General features: G+C 69.8%; 8 protein-coding genes. 2 read left to right on the top strand and 6 right to left on the bottom strand.

Annotated features, from left to right (window positions below; all coding sequences use genetic code 11):
• Positions 1 to 100: 100 nt before the first annotated feature.
• The 4 genes from ACVOMC_RS06585 to xerD form a co-directional block, all read right to left on the bottom strand.
• Positions 101 to 7,555 carry an ESPR-type extended signal peptide-containing protein gene (locus tag ACVOMC_RS06585; protein WP_481523313.1) on the bottom strand — a complete coding sequence of 2,485 codons (7,455 nt, stop codon included), beginning with the start codon at positions 7,553 to 7,555 and terminating at the stop codon, positions 101 to 103.
• Positions 7,556 to 7,967: 412 nt separating this feature from the next.
• Positions 7,968 to 11,849, bottom strand: coding sequence for a phosphoribosylformylglycinamidine synthase (gene purL, locus ACVOMC_RS06580; protein WP_481523312.1), 3,882 nt, complete (start codon positions 11,847 to 11,849; stop codon positions 7,968 to 7,970).
• A gap of 97 nt (positions 11,850 to 11,946) precedes the next feature.
• Complete coding sequence (locus tag ACVOMC_RS06575) at positions 11,947 to 12,726, bottom strand: DsbC family protein (RefSeq protein WP_481523311.1); 780 nt, start codon at positions 12,724 to 12,726, stop codon at positions 11,947 to 11,949.
• Positions 12,727 to 12,787: 61 nt separating this feature from the next.
• Positions 12,788 to 13,765: a site-specific tyrosine recombinase XerD gene (gene xerD, locus ACVOMC_RS06570; protein WP_481523310.1), complete on the bottom strand. Its 978-nt coding sequence runs from the start codon at positions 13,763 to 13,765 to the stop codon at positions 12,788 to 12,790.
• A gap of 72 nt (positions 13,766 to 13,837) precedes the next feature.
• Here xerD and ACVOMC_RS06565 point away from each other — a divergent pair, with 72 nt between their 5' ends.
• Positions 13,838 to 14,308 (top strand): RDD family protein, encoded by a 471-nt coding sequence (locus ACVOMC_RS06565; protein ID WP_481523309.1) that lies wholly within the window; start codon positions 13,838 to 13,840, stop codon positions 14,306 to 14,308.
• Between the two features lie 57 nt (positions 14,309 to 14,365).
• Here ACVOMC_RS06565 and lptG read toward each other — a convergent pair whose 3' ends face one another.
• Positions 14,366 to 15,469, bottom strand: coding sequence for an LPS export ABC transporter permease LptG (gene lptG / locus ACVOMC_RS06560; RefSeq protein WP_481523308.1), 1,104 nt, complete (start codon positions 15,467 to 15,469; stop codon positions 14,366 to 14,368).
• Positions 15,466 to 16,548 carry an LPS export ABC transporter permease LptF gene (gene lptF, locus ACVOMC_RS06555; protein WP_481523307.1) on the bottom strand — a complete coding sequence of 361 codons (1,083 nt, stop codon included), beginning with the start codon at positions 16,546 to 16,548 and terminating at the stop codon, positions 15,466 to 15,468. Before lptF ends, lptG begins: the two co-directional genes overlap by 4 nt.
• 105 nt (positions 16,549 to 16,653) lie before the next feature.
• Here lptF and ACVOMC_RS06550 point away from each other — a divergent pair, with 105 nt between their 5' ends.
• Complete coding sequence (locus ACVOMC_RS06550; protein WP_481523306.1) at positions 16,654 to 18,126, top strand: leucyl aminopeptidase; 1,473 nt, start codon at positions 16,654 to 16,656, stop codon at positions 18,124 to 18,126.
• Positions 18,127 to 18,184 lie beyond the last annotated feature (58 nt).

Genomic DNA, 18,184 nt, shown 5'->3' with positions numbered 1-18,184 from the left:
GAATCCGTTGGCCGGCCCAGCCAAGGTTCCTGCGGTCTGCCCCCTCAGGCCTTGCACTCTGCATGCGGCGGCGCCCAGGACGGACGCCGCCGCAGCTTGATCACCAGCCGAAACCGGCACCCACGCCGACCGAGCTGTCATCACTGCTGAACGCGCCGCCCAGGGTCACCGTGGCGCGCTCGCTGATCGCCCGCTGATAGCCGATGGACAGCGCCGATTCGCCACTCTGGAAGCCGACGCCCACGCCCACCCGGTTCTGCGTGCGCACGCCGGCGGCGCTGGTGGCCATGTTCAACATCGCCGCGTTCATGGCGCCCTGGCGATCGATACGGCGATCGGTACGGCGCAGGCGGTCATCGATCTCGCCCTTGTACATGGCGAAGCTGTCGGCCATCGCGCCGAAGCGGTTGTCGGTGTAGCTGTTGGCCGCGGTGATGCCGTTATCCAGCTGGGCTTTGTTGACCGCGTCGGTGGCCTGGGTGCCGGCGGCGACGTTGGCGATCTGCCGCTCGCTGCCGGCAGCGCCCACCGACACCGTGTTGGCGCGGTCAGCCACCGAGCCCTGGCCCAGGGCCACCGCGCCCTGTGCACTCACGCTCGCCCCTTGGCCGATCGCGGTGCCCGAGGCGGCATTGACCGTTGCGCCCTCCCCCATCGCCACCGCATTGGTGCTGGCGGCGCTGATATAGGTATTGGCGCCGACCGCGGTGCTGCCATCGGCATCGACCCGGGCGTTGCTGCCCAGCGCCGTGTCGTTCAGGCCATGCGCGTAGCTGCCATTGCCAATGGAGGTCCCGGCCACATTGTTGGCCGCGGCCTGGTCACCCAGCGCCACGCCCGCAACGGCGGCCGGCGTCACGGCGGCGATGCCTGCCACGCGACCCCGCGGTCCGTTGCCATTGCCATTGCCGTTGCCGTTCCCATTGCTCGCGATACGGCTGTTGATGGAACTGACCTGCTGGTCCAACGCACTCAAGGCGGCGCCGACATTGTTGTAGGTGCTGCCCTGGATCACGTAGTTCGGCGCCACGAACATGCCCTGCATGCCGATGCCGGCACCGCCCCCCAGGAAACTGGCCATGTTGCCCAGCGACTGGAACAGCTGCCCGCCATTGACCGCCTGCATGCTGCCGGCGGCGATACTGCCGGCGGCGACGTTGTCGAGGACGGTGCCCTGCGCACCGGCCAGCGTCATCACCGCACGGCTGCCATCGTCATAGGTCACCGCGTTGGCGGTCACCCCTTCCACCGTGCCGATGCGGCTGTCGATATCGCTGACCCGGGTTTCCACCGCGCCCACGCGCTGGTTGGTGACGTTGAGCTGGCTGCCGTTGACCGCATCGGTACTGCCTTCGGCGATGCGGCCGGCAGCGAGATTGACGATGCGGCGCGTGGCCGGCCCGTCGACTCCATTGCCCCCGCCGACCGACACCACGTTGGCTTCGGTGGCCCGTGAACCGGCCCCCAGCGCCACCGAGTTGGTACCGGAAACCCCCGCACCGGCGCCGATCGCGATGCCATTGGCGCCGTTGCTGGCGAACGCGCCGTAGCCGATCGCCACACCGTTGGTCGCGGTGATCGAGGTCTGCCGGCCCAGCGCGGTGCTGTTGGTGCCGCGGGCCGACGCATCGGCGCCCACGGCCGTCGCACCGGTCGCATTGGCGGTACTGGCCGTGCCCAGGGCGGTGCTGCGATTGCCACTTGCCGATGCCCCGGCGCCTGCCGCGACACTATTCGTGCCGCCGGCGGTGGCCACGCCCTCACCGCTGGCCTGGAAGTACTTGCTGGTTTCCCCGGCCAGTCCAGCCACTTCATCCAGCTGCGCCTTGTTCACCGCATCGGTGGCTTCGGTACCGGCGGCGACGTTGGCGATCTGGCGCTCGCTGCCGACAGCACCGACCGAGACGCTATTGGCGCGTTCGGCCACCGAGCCGGCACCCAGCGCGACACTGTTGGCGGCCACCGCTTCGGCGTTCGCCCCCAGTGCGGTGCTGTCCGCACCACGGCTGGTGCTGTAGTAGCCCAATGCCACGCTGTTGGCACCGCTGGCCCAGCTTTGCGCGCCCACCGCGCTGGCACGGGCGCCCGGCGCATAGGCGAAATAGCCGATCGCGGTGGCTTCAACGCCGGAGGCTTCGCTCAGCGCACCGGAGGCCAGCGCGTAGTCGCCGGAAGCAATCGCGCCGGCGCCCACGGCGGTGGACGCCTCGCCACTGGCCTGGGTATCGACAAAGAAGCCCCAACCCGGGATCAGATCGGCCGGGCCACCGATGGCCACGCTGCTGGTGCCCGACGCCGAGCTCTGCGTGCCCATCGCCGTGCTGTAGTCACCCAGCGCATTGGCCACCGCGCCGAAGGCCGAGGACTGCGCACCCTGGGCATAGGCGCCGACACCGGCCGCGGTTGCAGCAAAGCCGCCGGCATCGGCACTGGCACCCAGCGCGGTTCCGCCGACCCCGGCACTGGTGGCGCCGGTCTCCACCGGCACCCCGCCGGCGGTGATCAACGGGTTGCCATTTTCATCGACCGCGTTGCCCCCCACCGCCACCGCGCCCGGCCCGAGCGCCTGCGCGTTCTGGCCGAAGGCGGCCGCGTTCTGACCAGCCGCCAAGGCATTCATGCCCACCGCGGTAGCACCATCGGCCACCGCGTTGGCACCGCTGCCGTAGGCCGAGGCGCCATTGCCGATCGCATTGCTCGCCTCGCCGGCCGCGGTGGCGTTGTCACCTTCCACATACGCGCCGGCATCACTGTCATCGCTGCCGCTGGCGGTGAAGTACCTGGCCGTTTGCTGGCCGACTTCGGCCACGGCCGCCACTTCATCCAGCTGCGCCTTGTTCACCGCATCAGTGGCTTCGGTACCGGCGGCGACGTTGGTGATCTGCCGCTCGCTGCCGACATCACCTACCGACACGCTGTTGGCCCGGTCGGCGACCGAGTTGGCGCCCAGTGCCACCGAGTTGACCTCGCCGGCCACCGCATTGCTGCCGATGGCTGTGGTCTGCTGGTCGAAGGCCCACGCGCCCGCACCGATCGCGGTGGCGTCATCGCCAAACGCCCAGCTGCCGCTGCCGATAGCCACCGCATTGGCCGCACCGATGCCGAAGAAACCGAAGCCGGTTTCGGCACCGTCACCGATGGCCAGGCTGCCCGCACCGAGTGCCGAAGCATTGCGGCCGACGGCCACGTTGCCGTCCTCGTAGGCGGCCGCGTTGAAACCCACCGCGGTGGCGCCGGCGCCCTCGGCATAGCTCTGCGAGCCGGTGGCGGTGCTGAAGTCGCCCAGCGCGTTGGCCACCGCGCCACTGGCGGTGGACTGGTCGCCCTGCGCCTGCGCCCCCACCCCGACCGCGGTGGCGGCAAAACCTTCGGCATTGGCACTGGCTCCCAGCGCGGTACCGCCGACCCCGGCACTGGTCGCGCCGGTGTCCACCGGCACCCCGTCCACGGTGATCAGCGCATTGCCGTTCTCATCGACCGCATTGCCGCCGACTGCGACCGCACCCGGTCCCTGCGCCTGGGCGTTCTGGCCGAAGGCGGCTGCATTCTGGCCCGCGGCCAGCGCGTTCATGCCCACCGCGGTGGCACCATCGGCCAGCGCGTTGGCACCGCTGCCGTAGGCCGATGCGCCGTCGCCGATCGCATTGCTTGCCTCGCCCGACGCGGTCGCGTTGTCGCCCTCGACATAGGCGCCGGCATCGCTGTCGGCACTGCCACTGGCCTGGAAGTACTTGCCGGTGTTTTCAGCCACCGCGGCGACCGCATCGAGCTGGTCCTTGTTCACCGCGTCGGTGCCTTCGGTACCGGCGGCGACGCTGGTGATCTGGCGGGTCAGCCCGTATTCGACCGCGCCGACGGACACCGTATCGACCCGGTCGGCCAGCGAACCGGCCCCCAGCGCCACGCTGCCGAGGGCCACCGCCGCCGAATTCGAACCCAGCGCCATGCTGAAATCGGCCACGGCGGTGCTGAACGCGCCCATCGCGACGGCCGCCTCACCGTAGCTTTCGGCACCGCGGCCGATCGCGCTGCTGCCCAGCCCGGCGGCGAGGGCCGCGCCGCCCACCGCGGTCGCGCCATCGGCCACCGCGGCGCTGAGCCCACCCACGGCCGTGGCCGCTCCGTTCTCGCTGGCGGCCGTGGCCGAGGCACCGATCGCCACATCGGCCAGCCCGAAGGCCATCGCGCTTTGTCCCATCGCCACACTGGCATCGCCAAAAGCGATGCTGGTCTGGCCGAAGGCGCTGGCGCCCAGACCCAATGCCATCGCCTCGCTGCCGATCGCGGTGGCCGCAGTGGCCAGCGCCTGGCTGTCACTGCCCAGTGCGGTCGCACTGTCGCCTTCCGCCGTGGCGCCGGAACCGGCCGCCAGGCTGTTCTCGCCGATGACGGTCGCCTCGCCGTCGCCGCTGGCCTTGAAATAGCGGGCAGTGTTGACCGCGTCGAACGTGGCCGCATTGAGCTGGTCCAGGTTCACCGCATCGGTACCCTCGGTGCCGGCGGCGACGTGGGTGATCTGCCGCTCGCTGCCGCTATCGCCGACCGAGACCGTGTTGTCGCGCTCGGCCACCGAGCCGGCACCCAGCGCGACGCTGTTCACGCCGAAGGCCAGCGCGCTCTCGCCGAGCGCAGTGGCGCTGGCCGCATCGGCCCAGGCGTTCCAGCCCACCGCAGTGGTGTACGCGTCCGTGGCCCAAGCCCCGGCGCCGAACGCCGCCGCCCCGGTGCCGGAGGCGCGCGCCGGAATGAAACCGGAGAAGGTGGTGCCGCCCACTGCCACGCTCTCATCGCCGGTGGCTTCGCTGGATTCACCCACCGCCACCGCGCTGGCACCGGCGGCCGTGGCCCCCACCCCCACCGCAGTGGTGTAGTCGCTGGAGGCGACCGCGCCGTAGCCCAGCGCCGAAGCCAGGAATCCGCTGGCCTCGCTGTAACCGCCGAGCGCGGTGGCACCGGCATTGCTCGCAGTGGCGCGGAAGCCGGTGGCCGTGGCCTGGTTGTCCGACGCCACCGCTTCGTTGCCGGTGGCGGTGCTGAAGGTGCCCGCCGCCTGCGCGCCGGCGCCGCTGGCGGTGGCGCCGGTATCAGATGCCATCGCGCCACTGCCCAGCGCGAGGCTGTCCTCGCCCAGCGCCTGCGCACCAGTACCGAACGCGGCCGCGTTGCCGGCCACCGCCAGCGCGTTGAAGCCCACCGCGGTGGCGTAATCGGCCAGCGCGTTGGCGCCGCTACCCAGCGCGGCGGTGCCGGCACCGATGGCGTTGGCCGCCTCGCCCGCGGCCAGCGCGTTGTCGCCTTCGACATAGGCGCCGGCATCGCTGTCGGCGCTGCCGCTGGCCTGGAAATATTTGCTGGTGTTCTCGGCCACCGCCGCGACCGCATCGAGCTGGTCCTTGTTCACCGCGTCGGTGCCTTCGCTGCCGGCGGCGACGTGGGTGATCTGCCGCTCGCTGCCGGTATCGCCGACCGAGACCGTGTTGTCGCGCTCGGCCACCGAACCGGCCCCCAGCGCCACGCTGTTCTCGCCATTGGCTGCCGAGTCGCTGCCCAGGGCCACGCTCGCATCGCCGTTGGCGGCGCTGAAGTTGCCCAGCGCGGTGCTGTTGAAGCCGCCGGCGTAGGCCGCGCCGCCCACCGCGGTGGAGTAGTCGCCGGCCGCCTCGGTCGCAACCAGGCCCCAGAACGCACCGCCCACCGCCACGCTGTTGTCGCCGCTGGCGATCGCATTGGAGCCGACCGCGGTGGCGTCATAGTTGCTGGCACTGGCGCCAAAACCCAGTGCCGTGGCCGATTCCATCGACGCGCTGGCGCCATAGCCCAGCGCGGTGGTCGCAAAGCCGCTGGCGGCGCTGTAGCCGCCATAGGCGGCAGAACCGTCACCGCTGGCCTCGCTGCGGAAACCGCTGGCGGTGGATTGCAGCCCCGAAGCGAGCGCCTCGCTGCCCAGCGCCGTGGCATAAGCGTTGTCCGCCTGCGCGGCGAACCCGGCAGCGGTCGCGCCATCGCCTGCGGCCACGCTTTCCGCGCCCAGCGCGGTAGCCCCTTCACCGCTGGCGGTGCTGAAGAACCCCACGGCGGTGGCCTCGGCGCCCTCGGCCAAGGCCAGCGCGCCGCTGGCCACGCTGCCATCCCCACTGGCCTGCGCGGCCGCGCCGGTCGCCGTGCTCAATTCGCCCGCCGCGATGCTCTCGGCACCGACCGCGGTGGCGTACTCACCCAGTGCCTGCGCGCTGCTGCCAAACGCTGACGCATTGCCGGCCGCCGCCAGCGCGTTGAAGCCCACCGCGGTGGCGTAATCGGCCAAGGCATTGGCCCCGCCCCCCAGCGCGGTGCTGCCGGCACCGATGGCGTTGGTCGCTTCACCGGCCGCCAGTGCGTTGTCGCCTTCGACGTAAGCACCGGCATCGCTGTCGGCACTGCCGCTGGCCTGGAAGTACTTGCCGGTGGTTTCAGCCACCGCCGCGACCGCATCGAGCTGGTCCTTGTTCACCGCATCGGTGCCTTCGGTACCGGCGGCGACGTGGGTGATCTGCCGCTCGTTGCCGGTATCACCGACCGAAACCGTGTTGTCGCGCTCGGCCAGCGAATCGGCGCCCAGCGCCACGCTGTTGCTGCCGATCGACATGGATGCATTGCCCAGCGCAGTGCTGTTGGTGCCCGGTGCCCACGCCGCGCCGCCGACCGCGGTGGAGTAGTTGCCGGAGGCCTCTGCCGGCAACAGTCCGAACAGGGAGCCACCCACCGCCACGCTGTTCACGCCGGTGGCCAGCGCGCCCTGACCGGCGGCGAGGCTGTCATCACCGCTGGCCACCGCGTCCGAGCCCAGCGCGGTGGCGTTGTCACCGGAGGCGCCACTGCTGTTGCCCAGCGCGGTGCTGTTGAAACCCGCGGCCTGCGCGAAGCCACCGACCGCGGTGGCGTAACTGGCGCTGGCCTGTGCCTGGAAACCCATCGCGGCGGCGGTGGTACCCACGGCGACGCTTTCGGCGCCGAGCGCGGTGGCCCCGGTGCCCGCGGCGGTGCTGTAGTAGCCCAGCGCGGTGGATTCGATGCCATCGGCCTCGGACAGGGTGCCCACCGCCACGCTGCCATCCCCGGCGGCCAGCGCCGCCGCCCCCAGCGCGGTGCTCTGCTCGCCGCTGGCCTGGCTTTCGGCGCCCACTGCCACGGCGTACTCGCCGCTGGCCGTGGCGCTGTCGCCGCTGGCGACGCTGTAGTCGCCGGAGGCGACCGTGGCCGCGCCGATGGCCACGGCGTTGGTGCCGGAGGCGGTAGCGCTGCCATCGACCACGCAGTTGTCCAGGATGTTGCTGTTGAGCACGATGCACAGCGCGTTGCCGCCGACCTCGACCGATTGCGCGGCGGCCGGCACCGCCAATGACCCGCCTCCTATGCCCAGCGCCAGCGCGATGGCCACCGCCAGGCTCTGGAACTGGCCGCCGCCGGATCGGCGCGCGTCCACGAGCCCCCCGGGGGAATGGGAACTGGCCAGCTCCGAAGCCACTACCAGCTGGCCCAACACCTTGTTCCAGACCTTGCGATAAATCCGATTCATCGTCACTGCTCCTTCAAGTCGGCTGGTTGTTTTTGCGCGTACAGACGCTGCCATCACCGGGCATCAGGTGCCTGGCGATCCCCCTGAGGTGTTGTGGATCCCGCTTCCGGTCCTGCCGGCACGAGAGGCTCACGCCTGTCGCGGCTCCTTCACCGGGGTGAGAGATGACTGCGGGATGGGCCGAGTGTTAATGGAGGATTTATCTACCGTCAAGTTTTTGACGGGCACGGGTGAATTTGTGATTCAGCGCACAAATTTCATGAAAACCCGTTGTGGAACAGGCGGATGCGGCAACTTTCTGTCGGCCGCCGCCGCGCCCGATTCCGCGCATAAAAAAACCCGCAGGCCTTGGCCTGCGGGCGTTTCGGAGGGTTTCCCGGATTCAGCTGGAAATTTCCTCAGTGGCGGCGGATCAACCGCACCATACTCTTGCGTTGCGGAACATCCGCAGCCACGGCGAGTCCTCACCCCAGCCGGCCGGCGCCCAGCTCAGGTTGACCGTGCGCGGGGTGCGCTCGGGGTGCGGCATCAGGATCGTCACGCGGCCATCGGCCGTGGTCAGGCCAGTGATGCCGTCCGGCGAGCCGTTCGGGTTCAGCGGATACTGGTCGGCCACGCGCCCATCGCCGTCCACGTAACGCAGCGCGACACTGGCGGCGGCCTGGTCCACCGCGCTGGCGAACTCGGCGCGGCCTTCACCATGCGCCACCGCCACGGGCAGACGCGAGCCGGCCATGCCGCGCAGCAGGATCGACGGCGACTCCACCACTTCCAGCAGCGCGGTTCGCGCTTCGAACTGCTCGCTGGCGTTGCGCAGGAACTTCGGCCAATGCGTGGCACCGGGAATGATGTCCTTGAGCTGGCTCATCATCTGGCAACCGTTGCACACGCCCAGTGCGAAGGTGTCCGGGCGGGCGAAGAAGGCCGCGAACGCCTCGCGCAGGGCCGGACGCTCCAGGATCGAGGTCGCCCAGCCACGGCCGGCACCGAGCACGTCGCCGTAGCTGAAGCCGCCACAGGCGGCCAGACCCCGGAAATCGGCCAGTTGCACGCGCCCTTCGATCAGGTCGCTCATGTGCACATCGAAGGCGTCGAAACCGGCGCGCTCGAAGATGGCGGCCATCTCGATCTGGCCGTTGACGCCCTGCTCGCGCAGGATCGCCACCTTCGGCCGGGCGCCAGTGGCGATGAACGGTGCCGCCACATCCTCGGCCGGATCAAACGCCAGCCGGGGCTTCAGCCCCGGGGCGTTGAAGTTGCGGGCGATGGCACGTTCCTGGTCGGCCGCTTCCGGGTTGTCGCGCAGCTTCTGCATGGCGTGGGTCACCGACCACCAGGCGTCGAACAGCTCTTCCCAGCGCCATTCCACCAGGGTGTCGCTGCCCAGCTGCACGCGCACCACCGGGGCGGTGGTCGGGCGGGCGATGCGCTGCGCGCACTCGGTCAGCGCATGGCGCTCGACCAGGTCGGCGAACGCGGCGCGGTCCTCCCTGGCGATCTGCACCACGGCGCCGAGTTCTTCGTTGAACAGGCTGCGGAACGGATCATCGCCCCAGGCGTCGAGCACGATATCCAGACCCAGCCGCGAGGCGAAGGCCATCTCGCACAGCGCGGCAAACGCGCCGCCGTCGCTGCGGTCGTGGTAGGCCAGCAACAGCCCCGATTCACGCGCATCGCGGATCAGTTCGAAGAACGCACGCAGGCGCTGCGGGTCGTCCAGGTCCGGCACCTCGCCGGCGAAGGCCGGCAGCGGGCTGTGGTCGGCATGGGTCTGGGCCAGGATCGAACCGCCCAGACGCTGCTTGCCCGCGCCCAGCCCGATCAGCCACAGCTCGCTGTCGGCGTCGCGATCCAGCAACGGGGTCAGCTGCTGGCGCGCATCGCCCACCGGCGCGAACGCCGAGATCACCAGCGACACCGGCGACACCGATTTCTCGGTCTGGCCGTTGGCCTGCCACTGCGCCTGCATCGACAGCGAGTCCTTGCCCACCGGGATGCTGATATCCAGCGCCGGGCACAGCTCCATGCCTACCGCTTTGACCGCGTCATACAGCAGCGCGTCTTCGCCCTCGTGGCCGCAGGCGGCCATCCAGTTGGCCGACAGCTTGACCGTCTCCAGCGCCGTCACCGGCGCCGCGCACAGGTTGGTGATGGCTTCGCCGACGGCCATGCGCGCCGAGGCGGCGGCGTTGAGCAGCGCCAACGGGGTGCGTTCGCCCAGCGCCATCGCTTCGCCGGCGTAGGTGTCGAACCCGGCCAGGGTGATGGCCACATCGGCCATCGGCAGCTGCCACGGGCCGACCATCTGCTCGCGCGCGGTCAGGCCGCCGACGCTGCGGTCACCGATGGTGACCAGGAAGTTCTTGGCCGCCACGGTCGGATGGGCGAGCACGCGCAGGCCCGCCTGGTGCAGATCCAGGCCGGCGGTCCTGAGCTGCGGCCAGCGCGGTGCCGGCGGATGGGCGGTGTCGCGGTGCATCTTCGGCGCCTTGCCGAACAGCACGTCCATCGGCAGATCGATCGGCGCATCGGCCGGGGTGTTGCCCGGGGTGGCGCCGTAGGCCACCACCAGATGTTCCTCGGCCGTGGCCACGCCGACCGCGGTGAACGGGCAGCGCTCGCGCCCGCAGATCACGGCGAACTCGGCCAGGCGCTCCTGCGCCACGCCCAGCACGTAGCGTTCCTGCGATTCGTTGCACCACAGCTCCAGCGGCGACAGCGACGGATCGTCGGTGGGCACCTTGCCCAGATCGATCACGCCACCGACATTGGAGTCGTGCAGCAGCTCGGGAATGGCGTTGGACAGGCCGCCGGCACCCACGTCATGGAAGAACTTGATCGGGTTGTCGGCGCCCATGGCCACGCAACGGTCGATCACTTCCTGGCAGCGGCGCTCCATTTCCGGGTTGTCGCGCTGCACGCTGGCAAAATCGAGGTCTTCGGCGCTTTCGCCCGAAGCCACCGACGAGGCCGCACCGCCGCCCAGGCCGATCAGCATCGCCGGGCCGCCAAGCACGATCACCGCATCGCCTTCCTGCAGCGGGATCTTCTCCACCTGCACGCGGTCGATCGCGCCCAGACCGCCGGCCAGCATGATCGGTTTGTCATAGGCGCGGGTGATACCGCCTTCGGGCAGCTCGAAGCTGCGGAAATAGCCCAGCAGGTTCGGCCGGCCGAACTCGTTGTTGAATGCGGCGCCGCCGAGCGGGCCCTCGAGCATGATGTCCAGCGCCGGCGCCATGCGCGGGTTCAGCGCGCGCGGCGCTTCCCACGGCTGCGGCAGGGTCGGGATACGCAGGTGCGAGACCGAGAAGCCGGTCAGGCCGGCCTTGGGCTTGCCACCGCGGCCGGTCGCGCCTTCGTCGCGGATCTCGCCGCCGGCACCGGTCGAGGCGCCCGGGAACGGGGCGATCGCGGTCGGGTGGTTGTGGGTTTCGACCTTGATCTGGAACGCGCTGGCCACCACCGCTTCACTGCGGTACTTGCCGCTGGTCGGGTCCGGACGGAAGCGCGCGGCCGGCGCACCGGCCACCACCGCGGCGTTGTCGCTGTAGGCGCTCAACGTGTGCTGCGGGGTCTGCTGGTGGGTGTACTTGATCATCTTGAACAGCGAGCGGTCCTGCTCGGTGCCGTCGATGGTCCAGCTGGCGTTGAAGATCTTGTGGCGGCAGTGCTCGGAGTTGGCCTGCGCGAACATCATCAGTTCGACGTCGGACGGATCACGGCCCAGTTCGCCATAGCGCTGGCGCAGATAGTCGATCTCGTCATCGGCCAGGGCCAGGCCCAGGCGCTTGTTGGCCGCGGCCAGATCCTCCAGCGCGATACGCTCCAGCGTGCCGCGGCCGACGCTGTTGAACAGCGTCTGCGCCTGGTCGATGTCGGCCAGCAGCGACTGGGTCATCGGATCGTGCAGCAGCTTGGCCACGGCGGCCTGCCGGGCCGGGTCGGCAGGCCAGCCAGTGAGGTCGATGCGGGTGCCGCGCTCGACGCGCTGGATCGCCAGGCCGGCACCACGCACCAGCTCGGTGGCCTTGCTCGACCACGGCGACAGCGTGCCCAGGCGGGGCACCACATAGCGCGAGACTGCGCCTTCGGCGCGGGCGGCGCTGTGCGGCTGGCCCTGCAGGATGCGTCCGAGCGTGGCCAGGTCGACCGCGCCGGCATCGGCGGTCTGGGTGAAATAGACGTGCCAGGCACCGGTGATACGCAGGTCGGCGGCGATGGACTGCAGGCGGGATTCAAGACGTTCGCGGCGGAACGACGAAAGGGCAGCTGCGCCCTCGAGGACGATCATGTCCGGGAGACCATGGTGGAAATGGGCCCGCCATTGTACCGGAGCCGGCACTGGGCCGGCTCCGTCGGATGTCACAGGGTTGCCGTCAGCGCCCCGCTCAACGGCTGGCGGCGGCCGGCAGCCGCTCCAGCGCGGCCTTCAGCTGCGCCGGCGGCAGGTAGCCGCCCAACTGGCTGCCATCGGCGGCGAAGATCGCCGGCGTGCCGTTGATGCCCAGCTGCTGGCCGAGGTTGTACTGCATCGCAACCGGGTTGGTGCAGGTCCGCGACGGCACCGGCTGCCCGCCCTTGGCGGCGGTCAACGCGGCCTTGCGGTCGGCCGCGCACCAGACCGAGATCATGTCGGTGTAGTCCTTGCTGCCCAAGCCCATGCGCGGGAACGCCAGGTATTCCACGGCGATGCCGTTGCGGTTGAGTTCGGCGATGTCCTGGTGCAGCTTGCGGCAGTAGCCGCACTCGATATCGGTGAACACGCTGATGGTGTACTTGGCGTTGGGCGGCGCGAACACGATGCGGTCGGCGTGCGGCAGCGTGTCCAGCAGACCACGGCGGTAGGCCAGCAGGCCCGGGCTGGTGGCCATGCCGCGCTTTTCGATGTCGTACGGGGCCGACTGCATCAGATAACGGCCGTCATCGGTGACGTACAGCACCTGCCCGGACACGATCACCTCGCGGAAGCCGGGAAACGGCGCCGCGCCGATGTAATCGGGCTTGAAATTCGGGTCCAGCTGCTTGAGCGCCTCGCGCACCCGCTTGTCCACCGCGCCCTCGGCGGCCGGCGCGGCGGCCGTGGCCGCAGCCGGGGCCGACGGGGTCTGCTGCGCGCAGGCGGAAAGGCTGATCGCGCCCAGCAGCGCGGCAATGGCAATTCGGAACATCGGCAACCTGACGAGAAAGGGGCAACCCGGCGATTCTCGCATACCGCCGCCGGCGCCCGGCCTATCCGCGCGGATGGTGCCGGCGATGCAGCGTCTGCAGGTGCTCGCGCGCCACCAGGGTGTAGATCTGGGTGGTGGACAGCGAGCTGTGCCCCAGCAGCATCTGCAGCGCGCGCAGATCCGCACCGTGATTGAGCAGATGGGTGGCGAAGCTGTGGCGCAGACCGTGCGGACTGATTCTCGCCGGATCGATCCCCGCCACGGCGGCACAGGTTTTGACCAGCGCCCAGAACTGCTGGCGGCTGAGCGGCTGGCGTTTGTCATCGACAAACAGCGGCACCTGCCCGTCTATCGTGGCCGGCACCGGCTTGCCGCCGGTCAGCAGCGGCCGGGCCTGATCCAGATAGCGCTCCAGCCAGTGCTGGGATTCCTCGCCCAGCGGCACCAGCCGCTCCCGGCTGCCCTTGCCGGTGACCCGCAGCACGCCCTGGCGCAGGTTGACCGCGTTGGCCGGCAGATGGACCAGCTCACTCACCCGCAGGCCGGCGGCGTACATCAGTTCCAGCATCGCCCGGTCGCGCAGGCCGACCGGAGTGCCGATATCGGGTGCCGCCAGCAGCGCCTCGATCTGGCTTTCCGCCAATGCCTTGGGCAGCGGACGTGGCAGCTTCGGTGGCTCCAGCAGCGCGGCCGGATCTTCGGCACGTTCTCCGCGGCGCACCGCCAGCGCGAAGAACGCGCGCAGGGCCGAGAGCAGGCGCGCATTGCTGCGCGCCGTCCAGCCGTGCCGGGTGCGCCAGGCCAGATAGTCGAACAGTCCGGCACGATCGATCCCGGCCAGACCGCCACCGGCACCGTCGCGCCAGCGCGCCAGGCCTTCCAGATCACGGCGGTAGCTGTCCAGCGAGGCCCGCGCCAGGCCCTGCTCGGCCCAGATCGCATCGAGAAAACGCTGGATGTGGCGGCCATCGGCATCGCGCAACGGCGGCAGCTGCCGCACCAGCTGGCGGCGTTCGGCGGGAGTCGTGATCGAAGACATCGGCAACAGCATAGAACCTGCCCGCCGCCGGCGCCCATCCAACCGCGGGCCACAAGCCCGTATGCTCGCCCCATGAGCGAACCGAGCGCCGTCCCCGAACGCCCCAGCGCGCTGCTGCCGCGCCGCCTGGCCGCCCTGTTTTATGACCTGTGGCCGGCACTGGCGCTGTGGATGCTGCTGTCGGCGCTGTTCACCCTGGGCTTCACTGTTGCCGGGCACGGCGCGCGCGAGAACATCGCCCCCTTCAGCGCACTGCAATGGCTGCTGTGGCTGGGCTGCTGGGTCATCGCCGGCCTGTACGCCACCATCAGCTGGCGACGCGGTGGCCAGACCCTGGGCATGCGCCCGTGGCAGCTGTACCTGCGTGGCGAAACGGGCGCGCCGCTTCGCTGGTCCACGCTGTGGCTGCGCTATCTCGGCGGCACCGTGTCACTGCTGTGCGGCGGACTGGGCTTCTGGTGGGCGCTGGTCGACAGGCAGAAGCTGACCTTGCATGACCGCCTCAGCGGCACCCGGCTGGTGCGCATCCCCCGCGGCGACTGACCCGGCTACGCCACAGCCCCGGCGGTGCGGCCCCGTGCATTTGCGCGCGGCCGGCGTTCAGCGCCGCCGGTGGAACAGCCAGCGCGAGATCAGCAGCATCAGGATCGGCGGCAAAGCATAGGCGATGCGGTAGTCGAACTTGAGCGCGCCGGCCATGCGGCTGAAGAACATCTGCAGCAGCAAAAAGCCCAGCGCGAACAGCATACCCATGAACAGCCGCTTGCCCATGCCGCCACTGCGCAGCGAACCGAAGGCGAACGGCACCGCCGCCAGGCACAGCGCCAGCACGTTCAACGGATAGAACCAGCGCCCCCAGTAGGTGTCCTCGTAGTCACGCGCATCCAGCCCGTTGCGCTTGCGGTACTCGATGCTGGTGCGCAGCTCGGCGGCACTGAGGTTGCGCGGCTTGGCCAGACCGGCCGCCAGCGCGGCCGCATCCAGCTGCGAGTTCCACGGCTCGCTTTCGACCGTGGTGCGCGTGACCGCGCGCTCAGCGAAGCGGTCGCGGCGGACCTTCTCCAGCACCCAGCCGCCGGCGTCATGCCGCGCAGTCACCGCGTAGGTCAGCGTGGCCAGACGACCGGCCGCATCCAGCTCGTACAGGCGCACGTCATGCAGCACCAGACGGGTGGCACCGTCTTCGGTCAACTGCTCCTCACCGGTCTGCGCATTGAGGAAGGTATCGCCTTCGCGGGCCCACAATCCCGAATAGCGGGCCATGGCCATGTCGGTCTCGTAGCGGGCACTGGAACGCAGTGCATCGGCGCGGTTCTGCGCCCACGGCGACAGGGTCTCGCCATTGATGACCATCACTGCCGTCAGCAGCGACAGCGCGATCGCCACCGATATCGCGATCCGCCGCCGCGACACACCCACCGCCCGCAACGCGGTGAGCTCCGAGGTCGCGGCCAGCTGCCCAAGCCCCATCAGCGCACCGATCACCGCCGCCATCGGGAACAGCGTGTAGGCACGGCGCGGCAGCGTATAGGCGGTCCAGGCGATCGCATGGCCGAAGGTGTAGCTGCCCTGGCCGATATTCTTGGCCTCGCCGGACAGTGCCAGGATCGCATCCAGGCCCAGCAGCACCATCCAGACGACCGCAACCGTCAGCAGCACGGTGCGACCGATATACAGGTCATGGATACGCGGCATCAGCCTCATGCCGCCGCCCTCCGGCGGCGGGCCAGCCGGCCGTCGCGAAAGTACAGCCACAGCGCCAGTGCCAGCAACGGCAGCGTCAGCCACCACAGGCCGGCGGCGGCCGGCAGTTTGCCCTTGGCCAGCCACTGGGTACCCACGATCATCAGGTTGATACCCACCAGATAGGCCAGGAAGGCCAGCATGATCCGGCCATAACGCTGTTGCCGCGGCGCACTGCGCGCCAGCGGCAGGGTCAGCAGGGCGAACGCCAGCGCCAGCAGCGGCGGAGTGATGCGCCAGTGCAGCTGGGCCTTGGCCTCCACCCGCGGATCGGACAACAGCTGCAGCGTGGACAGCATTTCCGGATCATCCTGCTCCCGCGCGTCCTCGCGGTCGGGCAGACCGACCTCGTTGCTGGCATAGCGCATCAGGCGGTAGTCCAGCGCGCCATTTTCCGGCCCCTCGACACGGTACCCGTCTTCCAGCCGCAGGAAACGCTGGCGCTCGCCCTCGAAGAACATCGAACCTTCGTTGGCCGACACCACGTCGATCCGGCCATCCTTCTGCCGCTGCATGAACACCTTGCCCATGCGGGTGCCGTTCTCGCTGAGCGAGGACAGATAGACGATGCCGCCTCCCGGCAGCGAGGTGAACTGGCCCGGCTCCAGTCCGGCCACCACCATCGAGCGGCTGGCGTTTTCAACCATCGCCGTGGCGGTGCGGCTGGCCCACGGCCCCAGCCACAACGAGCACAGCCCGACCACCAGCACCACCGGCACCACCAGCATCAGGATCGGCTTGAGCAGGCGCCGGGGACCGACACCGACGGCGGTCAGCACCGCCATTTCCGAATCCCGGTACAGCCGGGCGATGGCCAGCGCCAGGCCCAGCATCAGCGCCAGCGGCAGGATGATGGGCAGATAGGCGATGAACTGCAGGCCCAGCTGCGACAGCAGCAGGCCGGCGGGCATGCGGCCGTCGGCGATGCGGCCGAGGATATCCACCAGCACGCCGCCCACGCTCACCACCAGCAGGACTGTCAAAGTGGCCAGAAAGCTCTGGATGAAGTCGCTCAGCAGGTAGCGGTCAAGCTTCGCCATGGGGTCGGTGGTTTAAACTCTCGGTTTCGTCCGCGGCATGCCCGGCCACACCGGCCATGCATGAACAGACCGCGATTGTACGGATTTGGCAACGGAATCTGATCAATGTCTCTGGAATTCACCCTGAACCACGCCGCCCCGGCCACCGCCGGATTCGATTGCATCGTCGTTGGCGCTTTCGCCGACAAGTCGCTGTCTCCGACCGCGCAGGCGCTGGATGCCGCCGCCGGCGGACGCCTCAAGGCGCTGGTCGAGCGGGGGGATGTCGGCGGCAAGACCGGCAATTCGACGCTGCTGCACGATGTGGCCGGCGTCACCGCCCCGCGCGTGCTGGTGATCGGCCTGGGCGATCCGGCCAAGTTCGGCGTGGCCCAGTACATCAAGGCCGTCGGCGATGCCGCCCGCGCCCTGAAAAGTGGCGCCACCCGCAGCGCCCTGCTCACCCTGGCCGAACTGCCGGTCGCCGGCCGCGACGCGGCCTGGAACATCCGCCAGGCGGTGATCACCGCCAACCACGCCAGCTACCGCTACAGCGCCACCTTCGGCAAGAAGAAGCCCGAGCCGGCCGGCCTGGAAGCGCTGGCGATCCTGGGCGGCGATGAAACCGCGCTGGCCCAGGGCCAGGCGATTGCTTCGGGCGTGGAGTACGCCCGCGAGCTGGGCAACCTGCCGCCGAACTACTGCACCCCGGCCTATCTGGCCGAGTCCTCGGTCAAGTTCGCCGCCGAACACGACGGTGCCGAAGCCGAGGTCCTGGACGAGGCGCAGATGGAAGCCCTGGGCATGGGCTCGCTGCTGGCCGTGGCCCGCGGCTCGGCCAACCGGCCGAAGCTGGTGGTGCTGAAGTGGAACAACGGCGGTGACGCCAAGCCGTACGTGCTGGTCGGCAAGGGCATCACCTTCGATACCGGCGGCGTCAACCTGAAGACCCAGGGCGGCATAGAGGAAATGAAGTACGACATGTGCGGCGCGGCCAACGTGATCGGCACCTTCGTCGCCGCCGTCAAGGCCAAGCTGCCGTTGAACCTGGTGGTGGTGGTGCCGGCGGTGGAGAACGCCATCGACGGCAACGCCTACCGCCCCTCGGACGTGATCACCTCGATGTCGGGCAAGACCATCGAAGTGGGCAACACCGACGCCGAAGGCCGCCTGATCCTGTGCGACGCGCTGACCTACGCGCAGCGCTTCGAGCCGGCCGCGCTGGTCGACGTGGCCACCCTGACCGGCGCCTGCATGGTCGCCCTGGGCCACCAGACCGCCGGCCTGATGAGCAAGCACGACGATCTGGCTAACGAACTGCTGGCCGCCGGCGAGCATGTGTTCGATCGCGCCTGGCGCCTGCCGCTGTGGGACGAGTACCAGCCGCTGCTGGATTCGACCTTCGCCGACGTCTACAACATCGGCGGCCGCTGGGGTGGCGCGATCACCGCCGGCTGCTTCCTGTCGCGCTTCACCGAAGGCCAGCGCTGGGCGCATCTGGATATCGCCGGCGTGGCCAGCGATGAAGGCAAGCGCGGCATGGCCACCGGCCGGCCGGTCGGCCTGCTGAGCCAGTGGCTGCTGGACCGCATCGCGTAACAGGCGTTACCAGACCAGGGCCGGCTGCAACCTCCGGCCCTGGTCCGCGGCCTCTTCC

The organism is Stenotrophomonas sp. STEN014 (assembly GCF_056760315.1).
Note: the sequence above shows the minus strand (reverse complement) of the source record. Positions and strands in the feature narration are given on the sequence as shown.